We start from the raw sequence: 25,863 nt of genomic DNA on the forward strand, positions 1-25,863 counted from the left end.
TATGACAAAGGAAGGAAAGCCTCCCCACCCGCGCCACTCCATGAGCTGAGCCCGGGGGGCCGCGTGCGAACGGACGCAGGAGAGACAGATGCCTGATGCCCTGTCCCAGAACGCCATCGACGCACTGGGTGTGGCTGTGGACAGCCTGCTCCCGGACGCGCCTCCCGCGGGCCTGAGCCGCACCAGGGCGCTCGACGTGCGACACGTCAGGCCGCTCGGGCTAGGTGGCTATGTCGGCCACCATGTTGCGCCCGAGGGCGCACTTTTCGGGCGGCGCCTGAATGCCCGTCTGAACCTCAGCATCAATGGCGGCAGCGAGGCCGATGCACGGGCCCATGTGCACAACCTGGCTTCCCACCTGCTCAGCCTGTCACGCAGCGAGTTGCATGCTGCGGGCATCCATCGCATGGCACGTGCGGACAGCAGCGATGCGCGCGCCATCCTCTTCGACATCGACTTCGAGTTCATCCGCCCACCCGCGACTTCGGAGGGCGTGATCACGGACCTCATCCTCGACATCGCGCCCGACGGCTGAGTGCCCGGACGCGCACAGCGCACCGCGCGTACCACGCGCCGTGCGGCCGAAAATGCCCCGCGCGGGGCGCACACACCCCCAGGGGGAACCAAGGAGCGGGCGATGGAAGAGAACTTTGCGGAACAGATCGTTCCGGGCACATTCATCCGGGTACAGGCAGAGGGACTGATCGCGCCCAAGGGCGTCAGCTTCGGCAACGTCGGCATCGTCGGCACCGCGGCTGCGGCCGAGGACGTCACCGATGCGATCGGCCAGACTCACATCCTTGGCAGCATGGAGGATGCGGCCAAGCTCTACGCTGCCTCGGACGCGCTCAGCGCCGGCACGCTCAACCTGATGCGCGGCCTCGCCCTGCTCTTTGCCAACGGTGCACGCACCGTCTATGCCCATGCGCTGGCAGCCGGCGCCGACCAGACCGCCTTCGCCAACGGCACGGCCGAACTCCTCAAGGACACCATCAACATCCTGGTCGCGCCCGAACTGGCCACCGCCACCGCGCTGCAGGTGCTGCCGGCGGCGGTCAATGCCGCCGAGGGCGACGGCAAGGACATGATCACGGTGATCGGCTCGGATGCGAGCACTGTGACCGCCGTCGTCGACCAGGTTGCGGCCAACAAGCGCGTCGTGCTGGTATCGCCCGGGGTGCGCGCCTACGACCCGGCGGCCGGCGCCATGGTCACCCTGCCGGGCAACTACACCGCAGCCGCGGTCGCGGGCCTGGTCGCCAGCCTCGCGCCCCAGGCCAGCCCCACCAACAAGGTGCTTGCCGGCGTCACCCAGCTCGCCACCCGCTACAGCTATGGCCAGCTGAAGGCACTGCTGCAGGGCAACGTATGCGCGCTTGAGGACCGCCAGGGCATCCGTGTCGTGCGGGGCATCACCACCGAAGGGGAAGCCTTCGCGCAGATCACCACACGGCGCATCGTCGACTACGCCAAGGCCGGCATTCGCCAGGTCGCCAACCCCTTCGTCGGCCGGCTCAACAACGAACGCGTGCGCACCGCCCTGCACGGCGCGCTCGACAGCTTCCTGACCACCATGGTGGTCGACGAGGCGCTCACCGGCTACCAGCTGGAGGTCAAGGCGACACGCGCCGACGAGGTCGCGGGCCGCTGCATCGTCAACGTCGCCATGCAGCCGACCTTCAGCATCGATTACATCCGCGTGACCCTCGCGCTGTCCTGAACGCGCAGGAAAGGAGACCGACATGCCATCCGCCGCCAACACCCATGTTTACACCGGAGCCGACGGTTCCATCCTGCTCGCCCCTGCAGGCGAAGGCCCCGAAGGTGCGGCCGCCAGCACGGTGATCGAAGGCAACGACCTCATCCAGGTCGGCCGCGTCACCGGCGTCACCGTCCAGGTAAGCTCGGCGATCCGTCCCTTTCACGAGATCGGCCAGCGCTACGCGAGCGAGTTGCGCGCAGGCAACGTCAGCGTGCGCGGCCAGATCGACCGTGCCTGGCTCAACGGCGCGCTGCTGCGCCTGCTGCTGGGCGAGGCGAGCGAACAGCGGCCGCGCAGTGCGTGGGCCCAACCCGCCTTCAACATCACGCTGATGGCGGAGAACGCCGCCAACCCGGGCACGCGCTCGATCGTGACGCTGCACGACGTCAAGCTCGAACAGTGGAACCTGAGCATGCCCGAAGACGATTTCGTCATGGAGGGCGCGCGTTTCCAGGCCCTCTACCTGAGCGTCCGCGACGAACAGGGCTGACGCCATGGCGCTCTCTGCCCAGGCAGGCGCAGCCACCGCCGCAGCGCCCGCCCATGATCGCTACCTTGCCGCCGACGAGCTGCTCGCCGGCAGCGCCGCCAGCTTCGATATCGAGGTTCCCGCCGCGCTGGTCGAAGCCGGACGCAGCGGCCTCGCCGGCCGCGTACAGATCCGTCCGCTCACCGTGCGCGACCTGCAGCTCATCAGCCGCGCCGCACGCGACAGCGACAGCCTCGCCGGCGCACTGATGGTGCACGCTGCGCTGCAGACCCCCGCGCTGACCCTGCCGCAGATCAGCGCGTTGCCGCTCGGCCTGATGGAGTTCCTTCTCGCCGAGGTCAACCGCATCAGCGGCCTCGCCGTAGCGCCGGCCGCACTCGAGGACGCCGCCGAGCAACCCATTGCACGCGCAGCCCATGTGCTGGCGCGCGCCTTCGGCTGGACGCCGCAACAGATCGGTGAGCTGACCCTCGGTCAGATCCTGCTGCATCTGCAGATGCTGCGCGAAGAGCGAGACGGCGATGGCTGAAACGCACGGTCGTACGCCCCCAAATCGCACCCTTGACGGGTACAAGTGCTGTGTGCACGCCTTGCAGACGGTCGAAGCCAGGCTGTCCGGCCTGATCGCCCGCTGTAGCGAACACGGACTCGCACATGCCGCACACCTCGACCGGCTTCCTGCCCTGGCGTCCTTCGACCCCTTTGCAGCGCCAACCGCCGCCGCGGCGGGTGCCGAGATTGCCGGGGCCAACGCTCGCAGCCAGCCACGCGCAAGCGCGATGCCTGCCGACCCACGCCCACTGCGGGGGACGCGCCAGGCGATGGCCCGCACCAGCAACGCGGACCGGATGGGCAACGAAGCCACTGCCTCCCCGCCACCAGGAGAAGGCGCCGGCCAGGCAGCACGCGGGATGAGCACACCGCCCCCGATCGCGGCCACCGCTGCAGGCGAGGATGCCGGCGCGCTCATCACCGCCCTGCTCCGACGCCACACTGCGCCCCGCCCCGACCCGCAGCACCTCCCCCGCCTGCATCCTACCGGCGGCACCCGGGAGGCGGACGGCCGGGATACCCGCTCCGCTGCGTCCGGGCTCGCAACGGGCCCGGACACTCGCCCCGCACGCGTTGGCCGCCTGCCCGCTGCCGCCGACCCCGCACATGTGCGCCCGCCTGCAGCCGTCCAGGCCGCTCCCGACACAACGCCCTTTTACCCGCGCACACCGTTGCGGCAAGGCGAGGGGGGGTGGCCTGGCAGCACCGCTCTCCATCGCGATCGCCCGGGCCGCGCCGATGTGCCTCCCCCTGACCACCCAGCGGACAATAGCCTCACCGGCTCACCGCAGCTCGGCAGCGACGCACTGCGGCAACTGGTCGGCACCCTGTTCGCAACCGCGCCCCGGGCAGGCCTCCGCCCTGCTCCGGCGCAAACCGCTGCCGGGCAGCCTGCAGGCCGCGCGTCCGGAGCACCGGCGCTGCTCCCGCAAGGGCGCGCGCCCTCGCGCCTGCTGGGCGCCCAGGACGCCGTCCTCGCGCGCACGCCTCAAACGACCGGCGGTACGCCCACGCAGGCGGAGCACCACGCCGATGCCGCCCCCTCCCACCCCGGTGAGCTCGCGGCCGGACTCGAGCGCCTGCTGCGCGAGCAGGCCTGGTTACGCGGAGTCGATCTGTCATGAGCCTGACACCGATGCTTGCCGACTGGGAGCTGCCGCGGGTGACGAGGCTCGAGACCCTCGAAACGCGCGACTTCCTCGAGCTCCCGCTACCCGGGCGCGCGGGCAGCCTGTTCCAGGACCTCGAGCGCCGTCCCGCACGCATCATCATCGAAGGCTCGGTGTTCGGCAGCGAGGCCGGCCTCGACCTGCTCAACGCCGTACGCGAGCACTACGGCGCCGGACAACCCCTGACCTTCGTCTCCGACATCGTCACCGGCACCGACATCCAGTACGTGCTGCTGCAGCAGGTTCATGTCCAGGCCGAGGCCAGCGCGCCCGACCAGATCGACTACGCGCTGTGGCTCATCGAGTCGCCGCCGCCACCGCCACCGGGCAACATCCTCGGCGGCATCGACACCAGCCTGCTCGACCAGGCAGCCGGCCTGCTCGACGACGCCATGGGGGCGCTCGACGCGCTGCAGGCGCTCGGCAGCATGCCGGAACTGTCCGACCCGACAGGCCCGCTCACCGGCATCCTGGGCGACACCGCGCCCGCCATCGGCCAACTCGGCAGCATCGGTGCCGGGCTGCGCGACCTGCTGGAGTAGGCGACCATGGCCGGACTGCTGGTTCAACTCGACCTGACAGTATCCGGCGCCGACCTGTCCGCGATCGCGGGCAGCGTCGGCGGCGCCTACGGCGAGCTCGGCCGCCTCATCGCCGGCTGGCAGAGCGGCCCGCCGGGCGACTTCGGCAGCGCGCTCGCTGACCTGGCAGGCCTGCCAGTGCCACAACTGTCCGGCGGCTTCGAGTTCAGCCTTGGCTTCGGCACGCTGCTGCCGAACCTGCAGGGCGAGCTGGGCGGACTCGCGCAGGCGCTGCAGGCCGATATTGCCGCCTTGCCCGAACGCCTCGGCGCCGACCTGCAAGCGGCCTTTGCACCATTGCTCGCACGCATTGCGCGGCTGCAGGCCGTGTTCAACACCGACTGGCACTGCGGTCTCGCCATCCCGGCAGACCTGACGGCAGGGGCCGGCCCCGCTAGCAGCAGTGCAGGCGCAAGCACGAGCGGGGGCGGAGCCGAAGGTGGGGGAGAAGGTGGGGGAGAAGGTGGGGGAGAAGGTGGGGGAGAAGGTGGGGAAGAAGGCGGCGGCGCAACAGGCACGAACGCTGCCGGCGCGCTCGACACCGCACAGGTTACGGCCGCAAACGCACTGATCGACACCCTGCCCGCCGACCTTTCGGTCCCCAGCCTGCTGCGCTGGCTGCATGCACGCGTGGGCACCTTCCGTCCGGGTTACTTCCAGCTGCGCTCGTTACCCGTGCTCGACGATCTGCGTGACCCGCTCGACACACTGATCCGCTGGGACGATGCCAGCGCCGCAGCGGTAGAGGCCGAACTCCAGCAGACACTGGAGCAACTCGCGGCGCTGATCGCAGCCAATACCAGCGCCCACATCCCCCGCGCGCTCCCTGCTGCGGACCTTGCCACCCAGCCCGGCATCGAACTGGGCAGCGCGGGTGCCGATTTCGTCACTGCAGTGGGCTCGCTCGCGGCCCTCACCGCTGCGCAGCCCACCGACTCCGCTGCCATCGCAGCCGCGCTCGCGAATGCGCAGGCCCTGCGCGCACCGCTGCTCGCGGCGCGCAACGTCACGCTCGCCCCCGCCAGCACCGCAGCCCGCGCGCGCCTGCACAACGCCCTCCTCGCTCTGCCAGGCGCCCTCGACGCCGGGCTGTGCCGCACGCTGGTCCTGCTGCTGCCACGGGCGAGCCTGGCCGACCTCACCCAGTCCGTCCCCGGACTCGCCATCCCGGGCCTGCCTGCCAATGCCTTCGCCGCACTGGAGGCCCTGATCGACGATATCCAGACGCGCCTCGAGACGGTGCTCGACCTGCTCGACATCAGCGCCGTCAGCGCCCCTGTCACCACCGCACTTGCGCGCGCAAACAGTACCCTCGCAAACATCGAAGCCCAGCTCGCCGCGCTCGGGGCGAGCAGCGCACGCGCCTTTGACGATGCCCGCAGCCAGCTCCAGACGCTCGACCTCGCGCGCCTTCAGCGTCAGTTCGAACAGAGCCTGGAGCAAGCCGTGGGGGCCATCGAGGCAGCCCTTGCCGCCACGCTTGCGCCCGCCACCACGGCCCTTGCGCAGGCCCTCCAGGCCGCGGACACGGCGATGGACGCGATCGATCCGGAAGTGCTCTCCGCACCGCTGCAGCAGATCCTGCAACCCCTTGCCAGCCTCAGTCAGCAAGAAGACGTGGCCCGGCTCATCCAGGTGCTCGGTCAGGTGAAGGCGCTGAGCGAATCGCTGTCACGCATCTCCTTCGCACCGGTGGCGGACGAGGTCATCGCCGCCATCGGCAAGCTCGAAGCCGTGTTGCGCGCAATCGACCCCGCCACCCTGCCCGCTCCGGGCCCCGAGCTGATCCGCTCGGCCATGAGCGTACTGCCGCCCTCGCTGGTGCCGCTCACCGACCCGCTCATCGTCCGTCTCGACACCCAGCTCGAGGCCAGCCCGACCGAACTGCTGACCCAGCTCAAGGCCATTCCCGAAGAGGCACGAGCCCGCCTGCTCGCACTGTCGCCGCGCGCGGCCCTCGCCCCACTGCTGGCCGAACCCTTTGCTGCAGTGCGCGACGGCCTGGCCGCCTTCCAGCCCGCGCAATGGCTGGACGAAGCCGATCGCACGCTGGCCGACACCCGCCAGCGCCTCGGCCGCCAGCTCGACATCGGCGGCGCGCTCGCCGCACCGGCGCAAGCCCATGGCGCGCTGGTGCGCGAGCTCGAAGGCCTGCGCCCGTCCGCCCTGCTGCAGCCGCTCACCACCACACTCGGCCAGGCCCTCCAGGCGCTGGACGCTGCCGTACCGGCGGGCGAGCTCGGCACGGCGCTGGCGGCGACGCTCGACCGCATACGCAGCTTCGCCAGCACCCTGGCAAGCGCGCTCGATGTCGCCGACCACCTCGTCGACCGTCTCGGCACCCTGGGGGACGCCGGCAGCGAGTTCGACAGCTGGCTCGACGGCATCCTCGCCAAGGTCCCGGAAACGGCCACAGCAGCGCAGCTCGAGGCCCTCGACACGCTGCGCCAGGCCGCGCTCGCCAGCAGTGCCGACGCCCTGCGCGCGCAGTGGGCCGCACACCGTGACGCGCTCGCCACAACACTCGCCGACACCAGCCCCGGCACCCAGTCCGCAGCGCTGCTGCGCGAACTCGCGCTCGCCCGCGCCCGCATCCGCGGCCAGCTCGGCGCACTCCCGCCCGCGCTCGCCAACCCGATCGCCAGCTGGCTGGACGAAGCCGACACCCGCGCCGCCGAGGACGGCCTGATCGCCATCGCCGCGCTGTCGCGTCGTCTGACCGAAACCGACGCCCGCATGACAACCCTGCTCGACCAGCTCGGCAACCGCTTTCCGGCCGCACAAGGCCCCTTCGCCGCCTTGCTGCCGGGCAACCCCGTCCAGTTGCGCGCCTGGGTGCGCGAAGCCCTGGTGCGCCAGTTCGGCCGCCCGCTGGTGCTCTTCCTCGACAGTCTGCAAGTGCTGGTGGCCCTGCTGCGCAGCGCCACGGCCGCACTGCGCCGCCTGGTCGACGCCCTGCAGGCCAGGCTCGACGAACTCCTGGCCGCCCCGCAGGCGCTTGCCGCACTGCTCGAAGGCATCGAGTCGCTCACCGACCGCGTCGCCGGGCTCGACCCGGGCCTGTACGCGCAACAGGTCGATACCCTATACCGCGACCTGCTCGGCGAACTGCGCGCCCTCGACCCCGCCGGACTGCGCCAGCCGCTTGAGGCCACCCGCGACCGCCTGCTCGCGCGCATCTCGCTCGACACCGTGATCCCGCCTGCCCAGCGCGCCCAGCTCGACGCCATGCACCGTGAGCTGCAGGCCAAGGTCGGCGCGCTCGACCCCGACCCCTTGCTGCTCCAGCCACTGGACGAGACCTGGCGGGCGACGGTGGAGCCGCTGGTCGCAGCGCTCGACGCCAGCGCCTCGATCCAGCTCATCGCCGACTGGATCAACGCACTGCCACCCGAACTGCGCCTGCACATCAGCCGCGTTGACGCCGCCTACGCCGCACTGCTTGCCAGCGCTCCCGGCGGCAGCGGCGCATCAGTGAGCGTGAGCGCCAGCGTCAGCGTGGGCACCTAGGAGAACAGGACGATGCTCGGCTCCCTCCTGATCCAGCCGCAAATGCTCAACCGCATGCAGGGGCGCGGCGCCGGTGACGAGATCGCCGACGAAGTCGTTGCCCTCGCACACCTGCTCAGCCTCAACCCTGCTGCCGCGGACGCGGTCCTGCCGGCCTTTGAGGCTGCCGGCCAGCGCTTCGCCTCGACCCTGCTGGCACGGATCGGCCCACGCCTGCCGCAGGCACTGAACGAACTGCGCGCACTGGTCGAGCCCCTCACCACACCGCTTGCCAGCTTTGCGAGCGGGCCGCCGCCGGCCACGACCGCCGACATGCTCGAGCACATCGCCGCCGGCCTCGAGCGCCTGGCACCGCTCGCCGGCCTGCTGTCAGACGCACAGATCCGCAGCACCCTGCGGCGTGCGAGCCGCATCCTCACCGACACCCTGGGCCTGAGCCAGGCCGGCTTCCGCGCCGACTTCCTGGTCATGCTCGGCGAGGTACGCGCCGAGTTGCGCACACACCCCGCCGGCGCCAGCACGGCCGCGCGCGCCGTGCGCGAGAGCTTCGCCTGCCTGCTCAACCGGCTGGAGACGGACGTCTATCCGCACTTCCCCACCCTGGACCTGGATGTCGACCGCCTCACCGCCATCCTCATCCGCGCCTTGCGCACAACGCCGCTGCCACGCATCGGCGGCCAGGCCGAATGCCTGCTCGGGCGCATCGAGGCGGTATTGCGCCTGCTCGCCGAAATCACCCGCGCTGCTGCAATCAGAGCCCGCAGCACGCGGGCAAGCGCGCCCCCTGCCGCCTCACCGGCGATGGCTGCGCGTCGCACAGCTCCGGCCAGCGCGCGTGCGGACGCCGCGCCCCGCCGCGAAGACGACGGACAGTATTGCTGGTACGCCTCCTGGCTGTATGCACGCCATCGCCAGGGGTTCTCGAACGGCGCCGGCATCGGCCTGCTGCAGAACGTCACCCCTGGCTACCCCGGCGACGAGGTCTGGCGCAGCACCGACGGCCGATGCCTGACCTTGCGCCGTGCCACCGTCGACGACGCCGTGCTGCACCGCGCCGACGCGCCCTTCGCCTGGTTCCAGGCCCCCCAGTTCGCCGGCCCGCCCAGCCGCGAGCACTTCAGCTTCGGCGCCATACCGCCAGCCTTCCTCGAAGGCTGGACCCAGGCCACCGCCATCCTGCAGAAACTTGGCGCGGGCTTCTGGCATGCGGTGGCGATGGGCCAGGGCGAGCGCGAGTACGCCTGCAACATCCCGCTCTGGCTGTGGCACTGGACGGACGGCATCGCGCGCGGGGCAGGCGGCGCACCGCTGCCCTCGCTGCTCTGCCGCTCGCTGGGCTGGGGGGTGGGTTCGACCTGGCTGTTCTCGTCATTGCTGCCGATGCTCACCGTCATCGGCGGCTCCTTCGAGGGGGTGCACACCGAGACCACGGCCGGCCTCGGCTTCCTGCAGTGGCTCACGCTCATCGGCGGCGATGCGCTCTCGGCCTACACCATCAGCGGCGCCACCCAGGGCGTGAACGACTTCTTCCTGTCGCTGTTCACGCTGATCAACCAGACCGGGGCGGGTGGCCCACCCGCGTCGGGCGAGGACCTGCGCCCGGCCAACTGGGCACATGCAGACGCCGTCATCGGCCTCGTCAACCTGGCGATCGGCTTCGGCTTCCGCGCCCTCATTCCGCGCGACGACTACGGCCTGCCCTTCGACAACAACGGCGCTGCCGCCTTCGGGCCGCTCTATTTCCCCTGGATGCTGCTCGGCGCCCCGCTCGCGAGCGCCTTCTCCAACGCCATCGGCACCCTGCTCGCCTGGGCCATCGCCCGCACCCACACTCCGATCCAGCTTGGCGAGAAGATCGGCGTCGGCGCGCTGGTCGGCACCCTTTCCTTCATCGTCGAGTTCTACGCCCAGCGCGACGGCAGTACCGACGACGGGCGCTACAACCCGCGCATCGACCCCGCGGGCACGCCGTACACGGACGCCGCCGGCAATCCGCGCAGCGACTTCGCCGGCTATCCCGACAAGGCCGGCTCGCCCTATCAACTGCCCTACGCGGCCGGCATTGCGATGTACGTCGGCCAGGCCAATCTCGGTTTCTTCAGCCATGCGCGCTGGAACAGCTTCCCGCAGATCTATGCCTACGATTTCGCGCACGACTTCGGCGACGAGATCCTCGCCATCCGCGACGGCACCGTGATCGACTTCTTCGACTGGATCCCGGACAACATCAATCCCGACGGTACACAGCGCACCGCGGCACGCACCGCATCCGACACCGTGATGGGCGCAGGCTGGCGCAATGGCAATCCGAGCTGGAACTACATCGTGGTCCGCCACGACAGCCGCATCGACAGCCAGGACCGCGACCAGGGCGGCACGCCGGTCACCACCTATGCCGTGTACGGCCACGGCGCCACCGGCGGCGTGCGCGAGCTGTGGCAAGCACTCTACGGCAAGGGCGCGCTCGACATCATCGGCACCCGGGTGCGCCGCGGCAACCCGCTGATGCGCGCGGGCAGCACCGGCGTGAGCTTCCACAACCACCTTCACCTGCACGTCGTCCCCGGCCCCGACCCAAGCGCGGCGACGCACACCCCGCCGCGGCCCATCCTGCAGGAAGGCGACCTGGGCGACTACACACTGCCCTTCGTCTTCGCCGACGCGCCGGGCGACGGTGTGCTGCGCAACCTGCGCTGGTACCGCTCGGCCAACGCCCGCAGCACGGAGCTGCCACCATGATCGGCGACGCGCTCATGGATGCACTCGGCGCCGCGCTCGACCACAGCGCGGGCAACAGCACGCTGCCACCGCCGCAGGCCAAGGTTTCGCGCGGCGGCGGCGCGGCCTCGGCGGGGGGCTTCGGTGCCGAACTCGTGGCCCTGGTCACCGGTCCCGGCCAGCCCGATCCACTCACCACTGCACTCATTGGCGCCGAAGTGAACCTGCTGCCTGCACCCGCGCTGTCCTCATGCCGCCTGCGCTTCCTGCCGCGCGCCGATTTCCCCGCGCTTGCCGCCGGCGACGTGCTCAAGCTGCAGCTCGGCGCAGGAGACGATCCGCCGGCCGTCTTCAGCGGCCCGATCGCCCTGCTCGGCGGCGCCAGCGGCGTGCTCGAACTCGTACTCGGCGCACCGGCCACCGCGCTGGCGCGGCTGCGGCGCAACGCCGGCTATGAGAACCAGCACTTTGCCGACCTGCTCACGCTGTGGGCGGGCGAAGCGCAGCTCGACATCGGCGAGCTCGACACCGGGCCTCGATTCGCCTTCCTCGCCATCGACGCCCAATGCTCCCTGTGGGAATGGATGTCCCGCCTGGGCAAGGCCGCCGGGGTGCCGGTGTGGACCGACGCTGCCGGACGCCTCAACGCCCGTGCCGCACGCGGCCAGCCAGTGGCGAAGTGGGCCTGGGGGCGCGACCTGCTCGCGCTTGAGGCCGACCTGCACGACACCGCCATCGCACCCTTTGCCCCCGACGTCACCGGGCGCACCGAGCAAGGCGCCTGGAGCGACGGCGAAAAGCCGGCCACGAACACGCCGGGCGCGCCGGGCGGCGGCGCACCCGGCGCGGGCCCGGGCGGCCTTGGTGGTGCTGCCGGCGCGGTCGCCACCCTGCTCGGCGCTGCCCCCGCCGCAGCCAAGGCCGCGGGGCGCGTGAACGTCAGCGTGCCAGGCTGCCCGGCGCTGGAGATCGCCAGCCCCTTCAGGCTCGAAGGCTGCCCCGGCGGGCGCGGCGACGGCGACTGGATCGCGGTGGCGGTGACGCACCGGCTTGAGCCCGGCCGGGGCTTCATCACCCGGGCGACGGGGGTGCCGGCATGAGCACGCTCTACGACACCATCCAGCAGATGATCCGGCGCGAACTCGCCAGCCGCCGCCAGACAGAGATCGGCATCGTGCAGGCGGTATTCCCGGCCGCATCGGGGGGCGGTGCCTACAGTGCCGACGTGGTGCTGCGCGACACCGAGCTGGTGTTGCGCCAGGTTCCGGTCGCAACCCCGCGCAAGGGCTTCGCCAGCCTGCCCGAGGTCGGCGACCTGGTGCTGCTCAGCTTCGTCGGTGGCGCGCTCAACCGCCCTGTGGTGTGCGGCACGCTCTACAACGAGGCCGACACGCCGCCCGACAACAGCGAAAACGACTGGGTGCTGCAACTGCCCTCGGGTGCCGACGCCCGCGATGGCGGCGTGCGCGTCGAGATCCGCCAGTCGTCGCCGCAGGGCTTCAGCGTCAGCCTGATGGGCGAGCGCTTCAAGCTCGAGGTCCAGGACGACGACCCGGTGATGCGGCTGCAGGTCGCCGACACCACGATCAGCATCGACGGTGGCGGCGGCGTCCAGATCGACACCCCGGGCAATCTCGATGTCTCCGCCGCGGGCAGGCTACGCCTCAAGGCGGACGGCGACGCCACGCTGGAGGCTGGCGGAAACCTCGTGCTCAAGGGCGCGATGGTCAAGATCAACTAGGTTGACGAGGGAGACGCGACGATGAGCCTGCCAGCCGCAAAAGAAGGCGACCGCATCCTCGCCACCGACATCCACATCGTGATGCTGCCCAGTCCCGGCGGCCCGGTGCCGACACCGCTGCCCAGCCCCTTCGTCGGCACGCTCGACGGTGGCCTGTCGGCCGACGTGCTCATCGAAGGCAAGGCCGCCGCCACCAAGGACTCGACCGCCACCAATACGCCCGGCCACATCCCGGCCGGTGGTCCGTTCCAGACACCGCCGTCGAACAGTGCCACCATCCTCGCCGGCTCATCCACGGTGCACATCAACGGCAAACCGGCGGCGCGCATGAGCGACATGGCGCAGACCTGCAACGACCCAGCCGACCTGCCCGCCGGCAGCGTGATCGCCAGCGGCACGGTCCTGATCGGATGAACGCCATGCCCAGCTTCCGCCCTCCCTCCACTGCGCACCTGCTGTGCGATATCGCCATCCATGCGGTGCATCGAGAGCTGCGTCCGGTGTACCGCCCCAGCGAAACTGCTCGGCGGCCGCGCTCGGCCTGGGATCTCGTCGCCCGCGACGGCCTGGAGAACCTCGCCCAGGCCGTCATCCTGCGCCTGCTCACACCGCGTGGCGAACTCGCCGCGCTCGGCCACCCCGACTACGGTTCGCGCGTGCACGAGCTGATCGGGCGTGAGAACGACAGCCCGCGCCGCAACCTGCTGCGGCTCTTCATCCTCGAGGCGCTGAAGGCCGAACCGCGTATCGACAAGGTGGCCGAGCTGCGTGTCGAGCCCTCGCCCGGCAGCCGCTCCACGGTCGATGTGCTGCTGCGGGTCAAGCCGGTCGCCGCCACCGAACTGGTGACGATCGGCCCCTTCTCCATCGAACTTGCCGTGTGAGGACGCCATGTCTTTCCGCCGCAAAACCTATCCCGAAGTGGCTGAAAGCCTGCTCAACCGCCTGCTGGGCGGCGTGAGCGGCGAGGCCCACCCCTATCCGCCGGCCAAGGCCGCGCGCGAACCCTACCGCCATGCGCTGGAGCGCCCGCCTGTCGACCGCATCACCGCGGTGTGGGGCGCGCACAACGGCGAGACCTACCGCTTCGCCGCCGATGCCGACTACGCCCTGTCGGCCGACGGCGCCGAACTCGAATGGCGGCCAGGTGGTGCCCGCCCCGACGAGGGTACGGCCTTCGAGGTGCATTACCTGCCGCGCCAGCGCGAAATGCGCGTCAACGATCTCTATCCCGGCTCGGTCGTGCGCACGCTGATGGAAGCCGTCGCGCTCGAGACTGCCGGCCTGTATGCACAGATGGAAACGGTCTACCGCGCGGGTTTTCTCGACACCGCCAGCGGCGGAGCGCTCGACCACGTCGTCGGCCTGCTCGGCATCCGCCGCGTACGCGCGGGGCGCAACAGCGGCGAACTGCGCTTTACCCGCGCACGCAACACCGCGGGCGAGATCACCATCCCCGCCGGCACCCGGGTGGCGACCGCTGACGGTGCAATCGAGTACGAGACCACCGCCGACCTCACCCTGGTCGACGGCCAGGCCGCGGCCAAGGTCGCCGCACGCGACCTCGTCGCCGCCAACGACGCCCTTGGTGCCGACAGCCTGGTGCTGATGGTGCGCCCGATCGCCGGCGTCGAGGCAGTCACCAATCCGGCCGCCACCGCACGCCAGGAGCGCGACGAGAACGACGACGAACTGCGCAGCCGCGCGCGCCGCTTTCTTGCCGGCTCGGCACGCGGCACACGCAGCGCGCTGGAAGCCGCGGTGGCCGCCGAAGGCCTGCGCGCCGAGATCCTCGAACCCTCGCCCGGCCGCGTCGACATCCAGTTGCAGGGCGTGCTCGACCCCGACCACCGCGCCCGCCTGGACAAGGCCGTGCGCAGCGCGCGCCCGGCCGGCGTGCAGGTGCACATCCATGACGGCAGCCCGCCGGCCAAGATCACGCTCGACCTGCGTCTCACCACCGCCCCGGGCCTGCTCGACACCGAGTTGCGCGCGGTCCAGGACAGCATCCGCAAGCGCTACGCCGACTACTTCGCCCACCTGCCGCTGGCCAGCGACGGCAGCCTGACGCGCCTGGTCGGGCTTGCGATCGGCGTCGACGGCGTCGACGACGTGCGCATCACGGCCGCCCACGCGGACGGCGCCGACGTGCTCGACAGCGCGCAAGGGGTATTGAACCTGGCCTCGCTATCGACCGAACTGGGCGAAGTGCGCATCGTCGACCCGGCGCTCGCCACCGCCCTGCGCCTGGTGCTGCGCTACCCGCGCAGCGCCGCGATCCCCGACCAGGCCAGGCTGAGCAGCGCCACCGAGGCCGCCATCGCCGCACTCAACGAGCTCGCCGCAGCCGGCAACGCCAGCGACGATGCCAAGCGCGTGCTCGACTGGAGCCGGCTCAGCCGCCTCCTGCCGCTCCCGCATGCGGGCTGGAGCAGCGCCACGCTGGCCCAGCAGCTCGCCGGCACGGCGGGTGCCAGCGCAGCCGACGTCGCCCCCTACACGGTGCACTGGGTGCTCACCCGCCCCAACGCACTCAGCCAGGTGCTGGACGGCCCCACTGCCCCGGGCTTCGCACTCGCCACCGGCGAACGCCTGTCACTCGCCGGCGTCGTGGTCGAAGTGAAGCCGAAGGATGCGCCATGAGGACGCCCCCGGCACGCCACGCCACCCACCCACGGAGGCCCGCATGAGCGCACGCGATCCGGCCTACGCCAGCCAGCACGAGCGCCTGCTGGCGCTGCTGCCCAGCCTGTGGCGTCCGCAGCACGACGAGGGCGGCCTGCTCGCCGACTGGCTGGCCGCAGTGGCCGCAGCCCAGGGCGAAGCCGCTGCCGAACTTCAGAACGTGCTGCGCGCGCACTGGTGGGACACCGCGGACGCCGCACTGTGGGCGCGCCACTACCAGGCCGACCGCCGGGAACGCGGCCTGCCTGCCGCCAACGTGCGCGAGCCGCGCGACCGCGCCGAACTGCAGCACTACCCCTGGGTCCGCGACCTCGCCCGCATCGGCGCGCTGCTCGATCTGCCGCCCTGGCAGGAGCCCGCCAGCCTGCGCGAGAACGTCGAAGAATACCGCCAGCGCCTGCCCGACATCGTCGACGCCTGGCGGCTCGGGCTCACCACCCCCGATGCGCTGCAACGCCTGGTCGATGCCGCCCTGCCCGAGGACATGGCGGCGCCGCTCGCCCGCCAGCGCAGCCGCTTCGCACTGGAGGAACCGGTGGTCGTGCTGCGCCGGGTGCGCGCGCTGACCGCCCCGCCCACGGTGCAGCAGGGCGACCGCATCGCCCCGCTCGCACGCTGGCGGCTCGACGCCCCGACGACCCCCGGCTTCGTCCTCGCCGGCATTGCCGCCGACCCGCCCTGCGCCGCCACGGCAACGCCGATGATCGAGCGCTACACCCCCGGCACCCACCCTGTCGGCATCGGCCTGGCATGGACGGGCACACTGGCGCCCGACCAGGCACTACGCCTGACGCCCACCCGGCGCGGCTGGCTGGCGCGCGACGCCCACCTGTTCGCCAGCGCAGCGGAGTCGGCCGCCAACGCCGGCCGCGACCCCTCGGCCAACGGCCCCTGGCAACAGGCCGCCAGCCTGCCCGCGGGGCGCATCCTCAGCCTCTCGGCCGCCCCTGACGGCAGCCTGTGGGCGCGCCAGCGCACGCAACAGACCTGGCGCGTACAGCGCTTCAACGGCAGCAGCTTCACGGCGATCGAGGCCGACGCACCCGACGGCCCCTACCTTGCCCTGTGCTGCGCCGGCGACTCGGCCTGGCTGGGCACCGATGCCGGCCTGTTCCGCTGTCGGCTGTGGCCGCAAGCCGGCGGCCTGCGCTGGCAGGCCGTCGACGGCATCGACGGCGCCGTGCGCGCGCTGGCCACGCATGGATCGACACTTTACGCCGGCGGCACGGACGGTCTGAGCGTGCTCGATCTGGATCAGCCCGGAGAGCACCCGGCGATCGAACGCCGCCATGTCGGTCTCGACATCCACACCTTCCTCATCGACCACGACCGCGAGCTGGTCGCCACCGCCGACGCGCTCTTCATGTTCCGTCAGGGACGGTGCTGGCGCTACGAAGGCGCGGCAGTCTCCGAGCACCTGCCCGACTGGCAGGCCGAGCCTGCCGCTGCCCCCGGCCTGCACAGCCCCTTGCCGCCGCTCGACATACTGGCGGCGACGGCCGACGGCAGCCTGTGGCTGGGCGGCGCCGAGGGCCTGGCGCGCTGGCATGTCGCCGACGGCGAAGGGACGCGGCTGGAGGCCTTCCCCGAGCTGATCGGCGCGGTGCGCAGCCTGGTGGTGGACGAACGCGGCATGCTGTGGATCGCCGCCGACAACGGCCTGTTCCGCTACGACGGACGCGACCTCGCACGCCACGACACCGAAGCCGGCACCTGGCTGGCGGAGGGGCGAGCAGACACGGCCTACCCGAGCGACTTCACCAGCATGCCGCGCGGCCACTGGCGCTACGACCGCGACCAGGCGCGCTGGCTGCGCTGGGACGCCGTGCAGCGGCGCTTCGCCGACCCCGGGCTGGCTGACCGCCGCAACGCAGGCGTGGGCGCCGGGGCCGACGCGAACATCGCCGCCGTGCTGTTCACCCCGGGCGTGCGTGCCGAACTCGGCCAGTGGGATGCCGCCGCGGGCAGCTTCAGCGCGCATGCGGAGGTGCCGCCGGCCGAACTGCGCCTGCGCATCAAGGCGGACGAACTGCGCGTGGTTGATGGCGTCGCGCCCCTGCTGCCGCCGCCCAGCGGCCGTAGCGACGAGCGCTGGCGCTACCTGCAACTAGCCACCGCCGCCGCGCCCCCCGCAGGAGACAGCCCATGGTGGTCGACCGAGGGCCAGTTGTTTCCGGCGCCGGCACGCAAGGCTGTGCTGCCGGGGCATTTTCGCAGCGCACCCGCCTTCGTCGCCGACCCCGAGGGCGAAGGGCAATTCGACCACCTCGCCTTCACCTACCCGCCCTCGGCACGGCTGTGGGCGCTGCTGCCGGACGGCCCGGCGGTGGGCATCCGCATCCGACTGTGCCTGCCCGAGCCCGACGCCGCCGCCGACCCGGCGCTCATCGAGCGGGTGTGGAAGCTGGTCGAGCGCGCCCGCCCGGCCGGGGTGCCGCTGCAACTGATGGTCGAAGGCAGAATCGTCAAGGAGAGCACATCATGACCCTGGAACAAGCCAAGGCAATCGTCGACGGGCTTGGCGGCAAGGCGGCGGGCCACCTGATCCGGGCCGAAGACTGGAATGCGCTCGTCAGCGTGCTCGGCGCCTATGGCGCGCAGATCGAGGCCCTCGACACCGGGCTGCAGGGCGTGCAGGCCGACGTCGCTGCACTGGCAACGGAGGTGCAGGCCGCGATCGCCGAGCTCGCAGCGCGCGTCGCGCCGCTCGAAGGCCTGGACGAAGTGGTCGCACGCATCGATGCCGAGACCGCCCCGCTGCGCGAGAACTACCTGCTCAGGGTGAGCACGACGAACGAACACTACCTCGTCGGCCAGGTCGCCGAACTGGTGTTCACCGCCACCGCGCTCGATGGCGGCCCGCTGCCGGAGCCACGGCCCTGGCTCGACATCGTCACCACCTGGGGCCGGCTGCGCGCCGTACCCGGCTTCATCGTGCGCGAGAACGCCGAGGAAAACGCGCTCGCGGTGCAGTTCAACAACGCCGGCCAGGTGCGGGTGCAATTGCGCTCGCACTTCACCAAGGGCATCACTGCCAGCACCGAAGCAGCCTTTGCCGGCGTGCTCCAGGCCCAGGCCGGCAACAGCGGCAAGACCGTGATGCGGGTGCTGCAGGAGGCCGCCTCGCCGCAGGACCCGGAAGCGCAGATGGCCTTCCGCTCGATCAGCACGATGTATGAAGGCAACCGCAGCGTGCGCGGCTTTGCCGATGCCTACATCGACCAGTACACCGGAGGGCGCATCATCGGCGGCATCAGCCTCAACCCGGGCGAATGGCGCCACTACCGCGCCACCGTGATGGCCTTCGCCAAGCCCGATGCCGTCGCCACCTCGCCTGACCCGACACGCGGCGTCGCCACCATTCAGGTCAATTTCCGCGAATGGATCCCGAACTGGTCCTTCGGCCACATCGACTGGGTGGATCCGGTGCTGCCCGACTGGTCGCGACTGCTCGACGTCCACATCCGCGTACCGGACCTTGTGCACCGCATGGTCAGCGAACTCGACAAGCGTGCGACCGATGCCGGCGTGCTCGGCCGCATCCGCGACATGAAGGCCCTGGAGAAGGCGGCCAATGTCATCAACCCGGGCAACGACACGCTGATGCAGCACGGCAAGGCGATGATGCAAGGCGCACTGCAGATGCAGTTCGCGACGGGCTTCGCCGACACCGGCGTGGCCGCTGGCTACGCCCGCCAGGCCGGCGTCACCCAGCAGGTCAGCCAGACCGCGAAGGCGGCGCAGGACACGGCACTGGATGCCGCCACTGCCAAGCAGGCGGTCACCGTGCTGGAGAACCGCGTCAAGGCCGCGGAACAGACCGGCAAGGAGATCAGCGCCGGACTGCGCTCGCTCGGCGACGGCATCAACAAGATCGACGTCGTCCAGGTAGCCGACCTTGGGTCGCGCCTGAACGCAATCAACGCCTCGCTCAGCGGCCTGGCGAGCAGGATCCGCTGAAGGCGCAGGGCCCGCCACCACGAACCGACGCCAAGGCCATGCCGATCGTCCATCTGCAACCGAGCGATCTGTCTGCCGCGCAGGCGGCGCAGGTGCTCGACTTTCTGAACCGGGCAACGAGCCCTGCCCAGCTCGACCGCGACATCGAGTTTCCGGGCGAGCCCGACATCGGCGTGCGCCTGGGCCAGCGCCTGCTCGACGCGCGCGCGGCGCTCGGCGGCCGCTTCACCGACATCCTGCAGGTGCGCGCAATCCGCCTGATCGGGCCTGAACGCTTCACCGAGATCTGCGTCGCCGCGCTCGGGCTCGACCCGGTGCGCTGGGTGGCGCTGTTCTACGGCGGCGACCCACTCGCCCCCCAAGCCGAAACCGGGCTCGGCGTCAGCATCGAGGTGCTGCCGCAGACGGCATGGCTGGGCCAGCCGCGTACGCTGCGGGTGCGCGTGTGCGACCTCGGCGGCACGCCGCGCGCCGGCGTGCCGGTGGTGGTGCAGAGTGGCAGAGGTCATCTTGTGTACATGTACGGCTTCCGCCGTATCGAAGGCCAGGCGGTGACCGTGCTCAGCGGCGCTGACGGCACGGCCGAACTCGAGTTGCTCACCCCGCCCACCGAGCCCCTGTCCGAGAACCAGCAGGCGGCGCTCGAGCATGCACTCGCGCGCCTTGATGTGCACGCGCCGCACCCGCTCACCCTGGCGCCGGCACTGCGTGCGATCGCCGAGGAATACCTGCGCGACCGCAGCTACAGCTTGCGCAGCGCAATCGACCTCTACGTGCGCGACCACCGCCACGCCATGCTCGACAGCGTCAATCCCGGCCGCTGGCGTCTGGCCTGGCCGGCAGACAGCGCCTTGGTGCAGGCCGATGTGCTCGCCGACGAGGACAGCGGCACCAGCCTGGCGCGCGGCGTACGCACGCTGACCTGGATCAACTGGGTCGGCCCCTGGCTGAGCTTCATGGCCGAGGTGGTGGCCGACGGCGACGCATTGGGACGTGCCCTCGCCGATACCGCGAACACCCCCGAGGCTGACGGCCAGGCACTGGGGCGGCTGCTCAACCTTGGCCAGTCCTTCCTCGCGGGCAAGGCTGGGCGTACCGCGGAATGGCTGGGTCGTCAGCAGCTGACGCAGACGGTCGACCGCTTCCTCGGCAGCGGGGTGGACGTGCTGGCCCCGGCCGTACGCGACGATGTGGTGCGCCAGCTCGGCGTTGCCGCGAGCGGCGTCACGGCGCGCTCGCTCGGCAGCTTCACCTTCGCCGACACGGCACGCAACGCCCTCGACGCCCGCATCGATGCGGTCGCGCAGGACACGCTCACGCAGTTCGAACACCTGAGCGCGCTGGCCGTGGAGATCGACGGCAAGGCAGCCACGGTGAACCAGCAGATGCAGCAGATGCAGGCGCTTGCCGCAGGCGTGCATCAGGACCGCCTCGCCATCGATGCACGCTACTCCGACTTCGACAGCCGCTACACCCTTTTCGATAGCCGGCTCAACGCCTTCGACGCACAATACGGACAGTTCTCGACCGATATAGGCCGTTTCCGCGCCGATCTCGCCGGCTTCGACCAGAGCCGCGCCACCATCACCGAGCGCATCAACACGGTCGACCGCAACCTGAACACCGTGGTGAGCCTGAACAACCTGCGCCTGGGCGGGGGCTGAGATGAACTCGCCCGCACTGGCGCCCTTCGGCCTCTACCGTAGCGCGGCATTCAACGCTGCGACACGGCTGAGCGCCGGTAACTCGCTCACACTCGATCGTCCGCAGGCGATCGGTGGCGGTGCCTTCGTGTTCCGCCTTTCGCTGTGGCTGCCGCTACCGCCGGCCTGTCGCGACGCCCGCGCACTGCAGCTCGCCGACAGCCGGCTGGAACTGCGCTTCACACCGGGCGAGATGACGCTTGCCACCGACGACAGTCACTGGTTCTCGAGCACCGAGGACACGGAACGGACGCAGGCACGACTGGGCTTCGTCTGGCCGGCAACGGTCGTCCGCATCGACGGCCCGCATGCGGGTGCTCAGTACGCCTTCGGCCTGCACCGTGCCGACGGCGAAGCGGTGAGCGCAGAGGCAAGCCAGCGCGGCAGGACCGGGCAGACACTGGCCCCCGCCTGGCAGGGCTCGCCGCTGGTGGTGCGCTTCGATGCCCCGGTGCCCTTGCAGGCCAGCGCAACGCTCAAGAAACCGGCCGCCGCCAGACCCCGCAAGCTGCAGCAGGCGCGTGCACTCGGCGTCCCTGCCGCCGGCGGTCTCATCCAGTCTCATGACCATGGTCTGGTGGCGGCCCAGGCGGGGATCATCGAGCAGTTGCGGCGCAGCTCGCAGCTTGTCCCCAGCGTACGCATTGCCGCCCGCCCGACGAGCCCGCGCCTGCGCCTGGTGCTGGAGGAAGGCGGTAGCGAGCGTCTGTTGTGGCAGACGATCGCCGCCGGCGAGCACCCCACTGCGGTGAGCTTGCCCACCGCCGAACTCGCCCAGGAATGGGCGGCCGCCCTCGAACAGATCATCGCCGCCTGCAGCAAGCTGGCGCCCGGCGCCGGGCTGCCCGGCCTGCGTCTGGACATCGAATCCGATGCCCCCTGCACGGTCAACGTGCTGCATGCGGCGCTCGCCCTCGACGCCGAATACGACCTGCTGGCCGACGGCCAGGCCATGGCCCCCGGTGCGCCGAGGCTGGTTTTCGACGGCAGCCGCCGCACCCGGCTGGCGCTCGAACTGCCCACCCCGCCTGCCGGCAACCGGCGCAGCCTGCAGCTCGGCGGGCGCATGCGCTGCGCGGACATGCCTGGCGTGGGGCCGGGCCGCGACGCAACCACGGCTGCTGCGCGCCAGGGCCTGCTGCTGGAGGAGGACCACCGCGTCGAAGGCCGCCTGGCGCTGCTCGCCCCGAGGCGCGTGGCCGGCCTGGTGCTGGGCTGGCATCCACTGTCGGCCCGACTGCGTGGCAGCCTGCGCGTACTGCCCGCTGACGCCCGACGCGGCACACCCGCCCTGCTCGCACAGGCTTTCGACTTCGACACCGATACGGCAGGCGTGCTGATGCTCGCCGTGCGCTGGCCGGCCCTGGACCTGCAGGCGCAGGCGCTGCGCATCGAGCTGGGGCTGCAGGAAGGGCGTGGCATCTGGCTGAGCGGCAGCGCCGGCGAGGACTGGCACGTACGCCAGGACGCAGGCGACCTCGATGGCAGGGCGCTCGCGCTGACGCTGGATGCGGCCTGGCTGGACGACGACGCCGGAGACGGCACCACGGGCGACGGCGCCCCCGCGCCGTCCTTCCACCTTGGCAGCCAGTCGCTCACGGCAACGGACATGGCACAAGGGCGCTTCGCGCTGTCGGTCGCGCCACCGGCACTGGACGCCTGGCCGGGACAGCCGCTGTGCGTGGAATCGGGTATCGCCGCCGAAGTCGCAATCGAGAGCGCCGTCCTCAAGCTGCGCCTGGGCTGACAGCCCGAGCATTGCAGCCAGGCGCGGCAGCGCCCAAGGCCGGCTCAGAACTCCACGAACAGATGCGACAGCCCGGCGGCGTCACCGATCGAGAAGCCCGATGCGCGCAGGCTGGCCTGGCGCGCAAACTCGAGGTCGGCCGGGTAGTCGGCATGCACGCGGTACAACAGTTCGCCGCAGGCAACCGGCTCGCCCAGCTTCTTCAGCAGATCCACCCCTGCGCCCTGCACTTTGGGCGCACCGGCCAGACGGGCGACGCGGGCGAGCTGCAGGTTGTCGATGCCGGTGACCACGCCGTCGGCATCGGCCGCCACCTCGAAGCTGAGGCGGGCGAGCGCCGGCGCGTTGTGGTCGAAGGGGCGCCCGCCCTGGGCACGGATGATCGCGTCCATCTTCGCCAGCGCGCGGCCGGAATCGAGGATGTCGCGCGCGATCGCGAAGCCGTCGCCACCGCGCACGTCGGGGTCGAACTCGAGCATGCGCCCGGCCAGGCGCAGCGCCTTCTGGCGCAGGTCGTTGGGCGCACGCGGATCATTCTCGAGCACCCGCATCACGTCGCGCGCCTCCAGCACGGGTCCGATGCCGCTGCCGACCGGCTGGCGGCCGTCGGTGATGACGACGTCGATCACCAGATTCATGCGCGCCGCGACGAACTCGAACAGCTTGCGCAGCTTCTGCGCCTCGGGCATCGAGCGCACCTTGGCGGTCGGCCCCACCGGAATGTCGAGCACGAGATGAGTGGAGCCCGCCGCCACCTTCTTGGACAGGATGGAGGCCACCATCTGCCCGGGCGAGTCGATGGACAGCGGGCGCTCGACCGAGATCAGCACGTCGTCGGCTGGCGACAGGTGGGCGGTGCCGCCCCAGGCCAGGCAGCCGCGGTGCTCGCGCACGATGTCGGCGAGCGCATCGACCGGCAGCTCGACCCTGGCGAGCACCTCCATGGTGTCGGCGGTGCCGGCCGGCGAGGTGATCGCGCGCGACGAAGTCTTCGGGCACAGCATGCCGTGGGCGGCGACGATGGGCACCACCAGCATCGAGGTGCGATTGCCCGGGATGCCGCCGATGCAGTGCTTGTCCACGACCGGGCGCTCGCGCCAGTCCAGGCGCTGGCCGACCGCCGCCATCGCCTCGGTGAGGAAGTACACCTCCTCGCGGTCGAGCTCGCCCTGGTTGCTGGCGACGACGAAGGCGGTGAGTTCGATCTTGGAGTAGCGATGCTCGGCGATGTCGCGCACGATGGCGCGGAAGTCGTCGCGCCCCAGGCGCTCGCCCGCGATCTTGCGGTGCAGCGCGGGAATGGACGACGGCGGCTCGGCCTGCGCCACCATGGCCGGGTGGCCGTTATCCACACCGAGCTGGGCGAAGGCGTCGATCGACAGCCCGATCTCGTTGCAGCGCACGATGCGCGGGTCGTCCACCACGTTCAGCGTCGCCAGCACGCGCCGGCCATTGGCGCGCACCTCGACCTTGGCCAACGCCTGGAAGCCCTCGGCGCGATAGATCTCGCAGTCGCGATTGAGGTAGGCGACGTTCTCGCGATAGGTGTCGATGGCAACGCGCCGCAGGCTGAGCGGGAAAGCTTCCTCTGCGCCGCTTGCGGCCGGCCCGGGGGGCGGCAGTGCAGGAGTCGTCTTCATGACGACAAGACTACACCTGCTCATGCGGGCAGAGCAGCCCTGCCGTCATCGGCGCGAGACACAGCGCACACCGCAAGCGAACAAGCTTGCCAAAGGTCAATATGGTCAAGGCCTTGGGAGCCTATGCTGTGATCTGGATCACATGCGCTTGCACGGAGGCCCGCCATGACAAACCGCAACATCTCCTTCATCGTCAAGGACCAGGCGCCCTTGATGATGCGACCTTCGGACACGGTGCAGACCGCTTGCCAGCAGATGTGCGAACGCCGTGTCGGCGCAGTGCTGGTGACCGATGCCCGCGCCCACCTGAAAGGCATCTTCACCGGTCGCGATGCGGTGCAGGTGCTGGCCCGGGACGCCAACGCCGCCCATGTGCATCTGTCCGAGGTGATGACGCCCAAGCCCGACACCATCGAACCGGAGCGCACCGCGATCGAGGCCCTGCGCATGATGTGCGACGGCGGCTACCGCCATGTACCGGTGGTCAAGGATGGCAAGGTGGTGGGCATCGTCTCGCGCAGCGACTTCAAGGGTCTCGAGCTCGACCAGTTCGAGGACGAGCTCAGCCTGTGGGAGCGCATCTGCTGAGCGGCACGCTCAAGGATCGACCTGGAAGCGCAGGGTACCGATCATGCGATCGTCCGCAGTCAGCACACGCACCTGCCAGCGCCCTTCCGGGCGCTCCGGGAAGTTGAGCTTGCGCGTCCACGCCCGGTAGCCCTCGGCGCGCCCACCCTTGACCTCGAGTTCGATGCTGTCGACCTCGCGTCCCTCGTGCAGCCAGACGTGGCGCACGCGCTCGCTCAGGCCGAGGGGCGCGTGGATGGCGGTGTAGGCGTACAGGCCGTGCTCGCGCAGCTGCGCCGCGCCGATGCGCTGCAATGCCAGCTCCGGGCTGCGCCCGACGGTGTCGAATGCCGTCGTCACCGCCACCTCGGTCAGCCTCAGCGTCGCTGGTGGCACCCACAAGCGGGCAAACCAGCCGGCCGCCCCCAGGCCCGCAAGCAGTACGAGCACGAGCAGCGGCCGCCACCAGCGCGGCAGCGTGATCAGGCCGGCCAGGGTCGGAAAGGACAGCAGCACCGCAATGCCGAGGGCCAGTTGGTAGCTGGCCATGGCCGGCAGGCGCAGGATCAGCGGCAGCGCCACCAGCAGCAGGGCGAACAGGGCAAAGGTGTGATAGCCGAGGAACAGCCAGCGTCGTGTCGCCAGCCTGCGGTAGTAGATGGGGTCGATGATCGCGACCAGCGCCGCCGCCGCCACCGCAATCGAGAACAGGGCCTGGCCACTGTTCCAGGACGTGCTGGCGACAAAGAAGGGCAGCGCGAAGAACAGGCTTTCCTGGTGCGTGAATTGGGTCAGGTAGCGCAACAGCGCAGGCGGCGGGGCATGACCGAAGCGCGTTGCAACGGCCTGGCTGAGCACACGCTCGAGCACCAGCAACAGCCAGCCCGCCAGCATGCCGATCGCCATCACCCGGCCCACACCTTCATGGCGCTCGATCAGGGTGAAGCTGAGCACGCCCGACACGAAACCGAAGGCTGCGACCAGGCCAGGATGCCTGCGCACCCAGACCACCCAACGCAATACTCGACGCTTCAACAC

At 70.8% G+C, this 25,863-nt stretch carries 20 protein-coding genes; 18 read left to right on the forward strand and 2 right to left on the reverse strand.

Going from position 1 to position 25,863, the window contains the following annotated elements:
* The first annotated feature begins 88 nt into the window (after window positions 1-88).
* The 17 genes from P7F68_RS02470 to P7F68_RS02550 all read left to right on the forward strand — a co-directional run bounded on the left by P7F68_RS02470 (window position 89) and on the right by P7F68_RS02550 (window position 22,618).
* Complete coding sequence (locus tag P7F68_RS02470) at window positions 89-535, forward strand: hypothetical protein (protein ID WP_002929542.1); 447 nt, start codon at window positions 89-91, stop codon at window positions 533-535.
* Window positions 536-637: 102 nt separating this feature from the next.
* Complete coding sequence (locus tag P7F68_RS02475) at window positions 638-1,720, forward strand: phage tail sheath C-terminal domain-containing protein (RefSeq protein WP_002929541.1); 1,083 nt, start codon at window positions 638-640, stop codon at window positions 1,718-1,720.
* Between the two features lie 22 nt (window positions 1,721-1,742).
* Window positions 1,743-2,252 (forward strand): hypothetical protein, encoded by a 510-nt coding sequence (locus tag P7F68_RS02480; protein ID WP_002929540.1) that lies wholly within the window; start codon window positions 1,743-1,745, stop codon window positions 2,250-2,252.
* A gap of 4 nt (window positions 2,253-2,256) precedes the next feature.
* Window positions 2,257-2,781: a hypothetical protein gene (locus P7F68_RS02485; RefSeq protein WP_277830385.1), complete on the forward strand. Its 525-nt coding sequence runs from the start codon at window positions 2,257-2,259 to the stop codon at window positions 2,779-2,781.
* Window positions 2,774-3,928 carry a hypothetical protein gene (locus P7F68_RS02490; protein WP_277830387.1) on the forward strand — a complete coding sequence of 385 codons (1,155 nt, stop codon included), beginning with the start codon at window positions 2,774-2,776 and terminating at the stop codon, window positions 3,926-3,928. The genes P7F68_RS02485 and P7F68_RS02490 overlap by 8 nt, the downstream gene beginning before the upstream one ends.
* On the forward strand, window positions 3,925-4,515 hold the full coding sequence (locus tag P7F68_RS02495; protein WP_002929529.1) for a hypothetical protein: 591 nt from the start codon (window positions 3,925-3,927) through the stop codon (window positions 4,513-4,515). The genes P7F68_RS02490 and P7F68_RS02495 overlap by 4 nt, the downstream gene beginning before the upstream one ends.
* A gap of 6 nt (window positions 4,516-4,521) precedes the next feature.
* Window positions 4,522-8,064 (forward strand): hypothetical protein, encoded by a 3,543-nt coding sequence (locus tag P7F68_RS02500; RefSeq protein WP_277830390.1) that lies wholly within the window; start codon window positions 4,522-4,524, stop codon window positions 8,062-8,064.
* Between the two features lie 12 nt (window positions 8,065-8,076).
* Window positions 8,077-10,803: a M23 family metallopeptidase gene (locus P7F68_RS02505; protein WP_277830393.1), complete on the forward strand. Its 2,727-nt coding sequence runs from the start codon at window positions 8,077-8,079 to the stop codon at window positions 10,801-10,803.
* The gene (locus P7F68_RS02510; protein WP_277830395.1) at window positions 10,800-11,882 is read left to right on the forward strand and encodes a hypothetical protein; all 1,083 of its coding nucleotides are present in this window, start codon (window positions 10,800-10,802) and stop codon (window positions 11,880-11,882) included. The genes P7F68_RS02505 and P7F68_RS02510 overlap by 4 nt, the downstream gene beginning before the upstream one ends.
* Complete coding sequence (locus P7F68_RS02515) at window positions 11,879-12,523, forward strand: phage baseplate assembly protein V (RefSeq protein WP_002925976.1); 645 nt, start codon at window positions 11,879-11,881, stop codon at window positions 12,521-12,523. The genes P7F68_RS02510 and P7F68_RS02515 overlap by 4 nt, the downstream gene beginning before the upstream one ends.
* Before the next feature lie 21 nt (window positions 12,524-12,544).
* Window positions 12,545-12,937, forward strand: a complete 393-nt coding sequence (locus P7F68_RS02520; RefSeq protein WP_002925974.1) for a PAAR domain-containing protein — start codon at window positions 12,545-12,547, stop codon at window positions 12,935-12,937.
* A 5-nt stretch (window positions 12,938-12,942) separates the two neighbouring features.
* A complete protein-coding gene (locus P7F68_RS02525) occupies window positions 12,943-13,407 on the forward strand; it encodes a GPW/gp25 family protein (RefSeq protein WP_002925972.1) in 465 nt (154 codons plus the stop codon).
* A 7-nt stretch (window positions 13,408-13,414) separates the two neighbouring features.
* Window positions 13,415-15,166: a baseplate J/gp47 family protein gene (locus P7F68_RS02530; protein ID WP_002945040.1), complete on the forward strand. Its 1,752-nt coding sequence runs from the start codon at window positions 13,415-13,417 to the stop codon at window positions 15,164-15,166.
* 43 nt (window positions 15,167-15,209) lie between these two features.
* Window positions 15,210-17,693, forward strand: a complete 2,484-nt coding sequence (locus P7F68_RS02535) for a hypothetical protein (protein ID WP_277830406.1) — start codon at window positions 15,210-15,212, stop codon at window positions 17,691-17,693.
* On the forward strand, window positions 17,690-19,168 hold the full coding sequence (locus tag P7F68_RS02540; RefSeq protein WP_277830408.1) for a hypothetical protein: 1,479 nt from the start codon (window positions 17,690-17,692) through the stop codon (window positions 19,166-19,168). The genes P7F68_RS02535 and P7F68_RS02540 overlap by 4 nt, the downstream gene beginning before the upstream one ends.
* A 38-nt stretch (window positions 19,169-19,206) precedes the next feature.
* Entirely contained in the window at window positions 19,207-20,832 is a 1,626-nt protein-coding gene (locus P7F68_RS02545; RefSeq protein ID WP_277830410.1) for a hypothetical protein, read from the forward strand.
* A 1-nt stretch (window position 20,833) separates the two neighbouring features.
* Window positions 20,834-22,618, forward strand: a complete 1,785-nt coding sequence (locus P7F68_RS02550; RefSeq protein WP_277830412.1) for a hypothetical protein — start codon at window positions 20,834-20,836, stop codon at window positions 22,616-22,618.
* A 44-nt stretch (window positions 22,619-22,662) separates the two neighbouring features.
* Here P7F68_RS02550 and P7F68_RS02555 read toward each other — a convergent pair whose 3' ends face one another.
* Entirely contained in the window at window positions 22,663-24,258 is a 1,596-nt protein-coding gene (locus P7F68_RS02555; RefSeq protein WP_277830414.1) for a thymidine phosphorylase family protein, read from the reverse strand.
* Window positions 24,259-24,423: 165 nt separating this feature from the next.
* On the opposite strand from P7F68_RS02555, the gene P7F68_RS02560 reads away from it, so the two are divergent.
* Window positions 24,424-24,846, forward strand: a complete 423-nt coding sequence (locus tag P7F68_RS02560; RefSeq protein WP_002945026.1) for a CBS domain-containing protein — start codon at window positions 24,424-24,426, stop codon at window positions 24,844-24,846.
* 9 nt (window positions 24,847-24,855) lie between these two features.
* Here P7F68_RS02560 and P7F68_RS02565 read toward each other — a convergent pair whose 3' ends face one another.
* Entirely contained in the window at window positions 24,856-25,863 is a 1,008-nt protein-coding gene (locus tag P7F68_RS02565; RefSeq protein WP_277830565.1) for a DUF5924 family protein, read from the reverse strand.

It is taken from the genome of Thauera mechernichensis, from assembly GCF_029588855.1.
GTDB classification, from domain to species: Bacteria; Pseudomonadota; Gammaproteobacteria; order Burkholderiales; family Rhodocyclaceae; genus Thauera; species Thauera mechernichensis.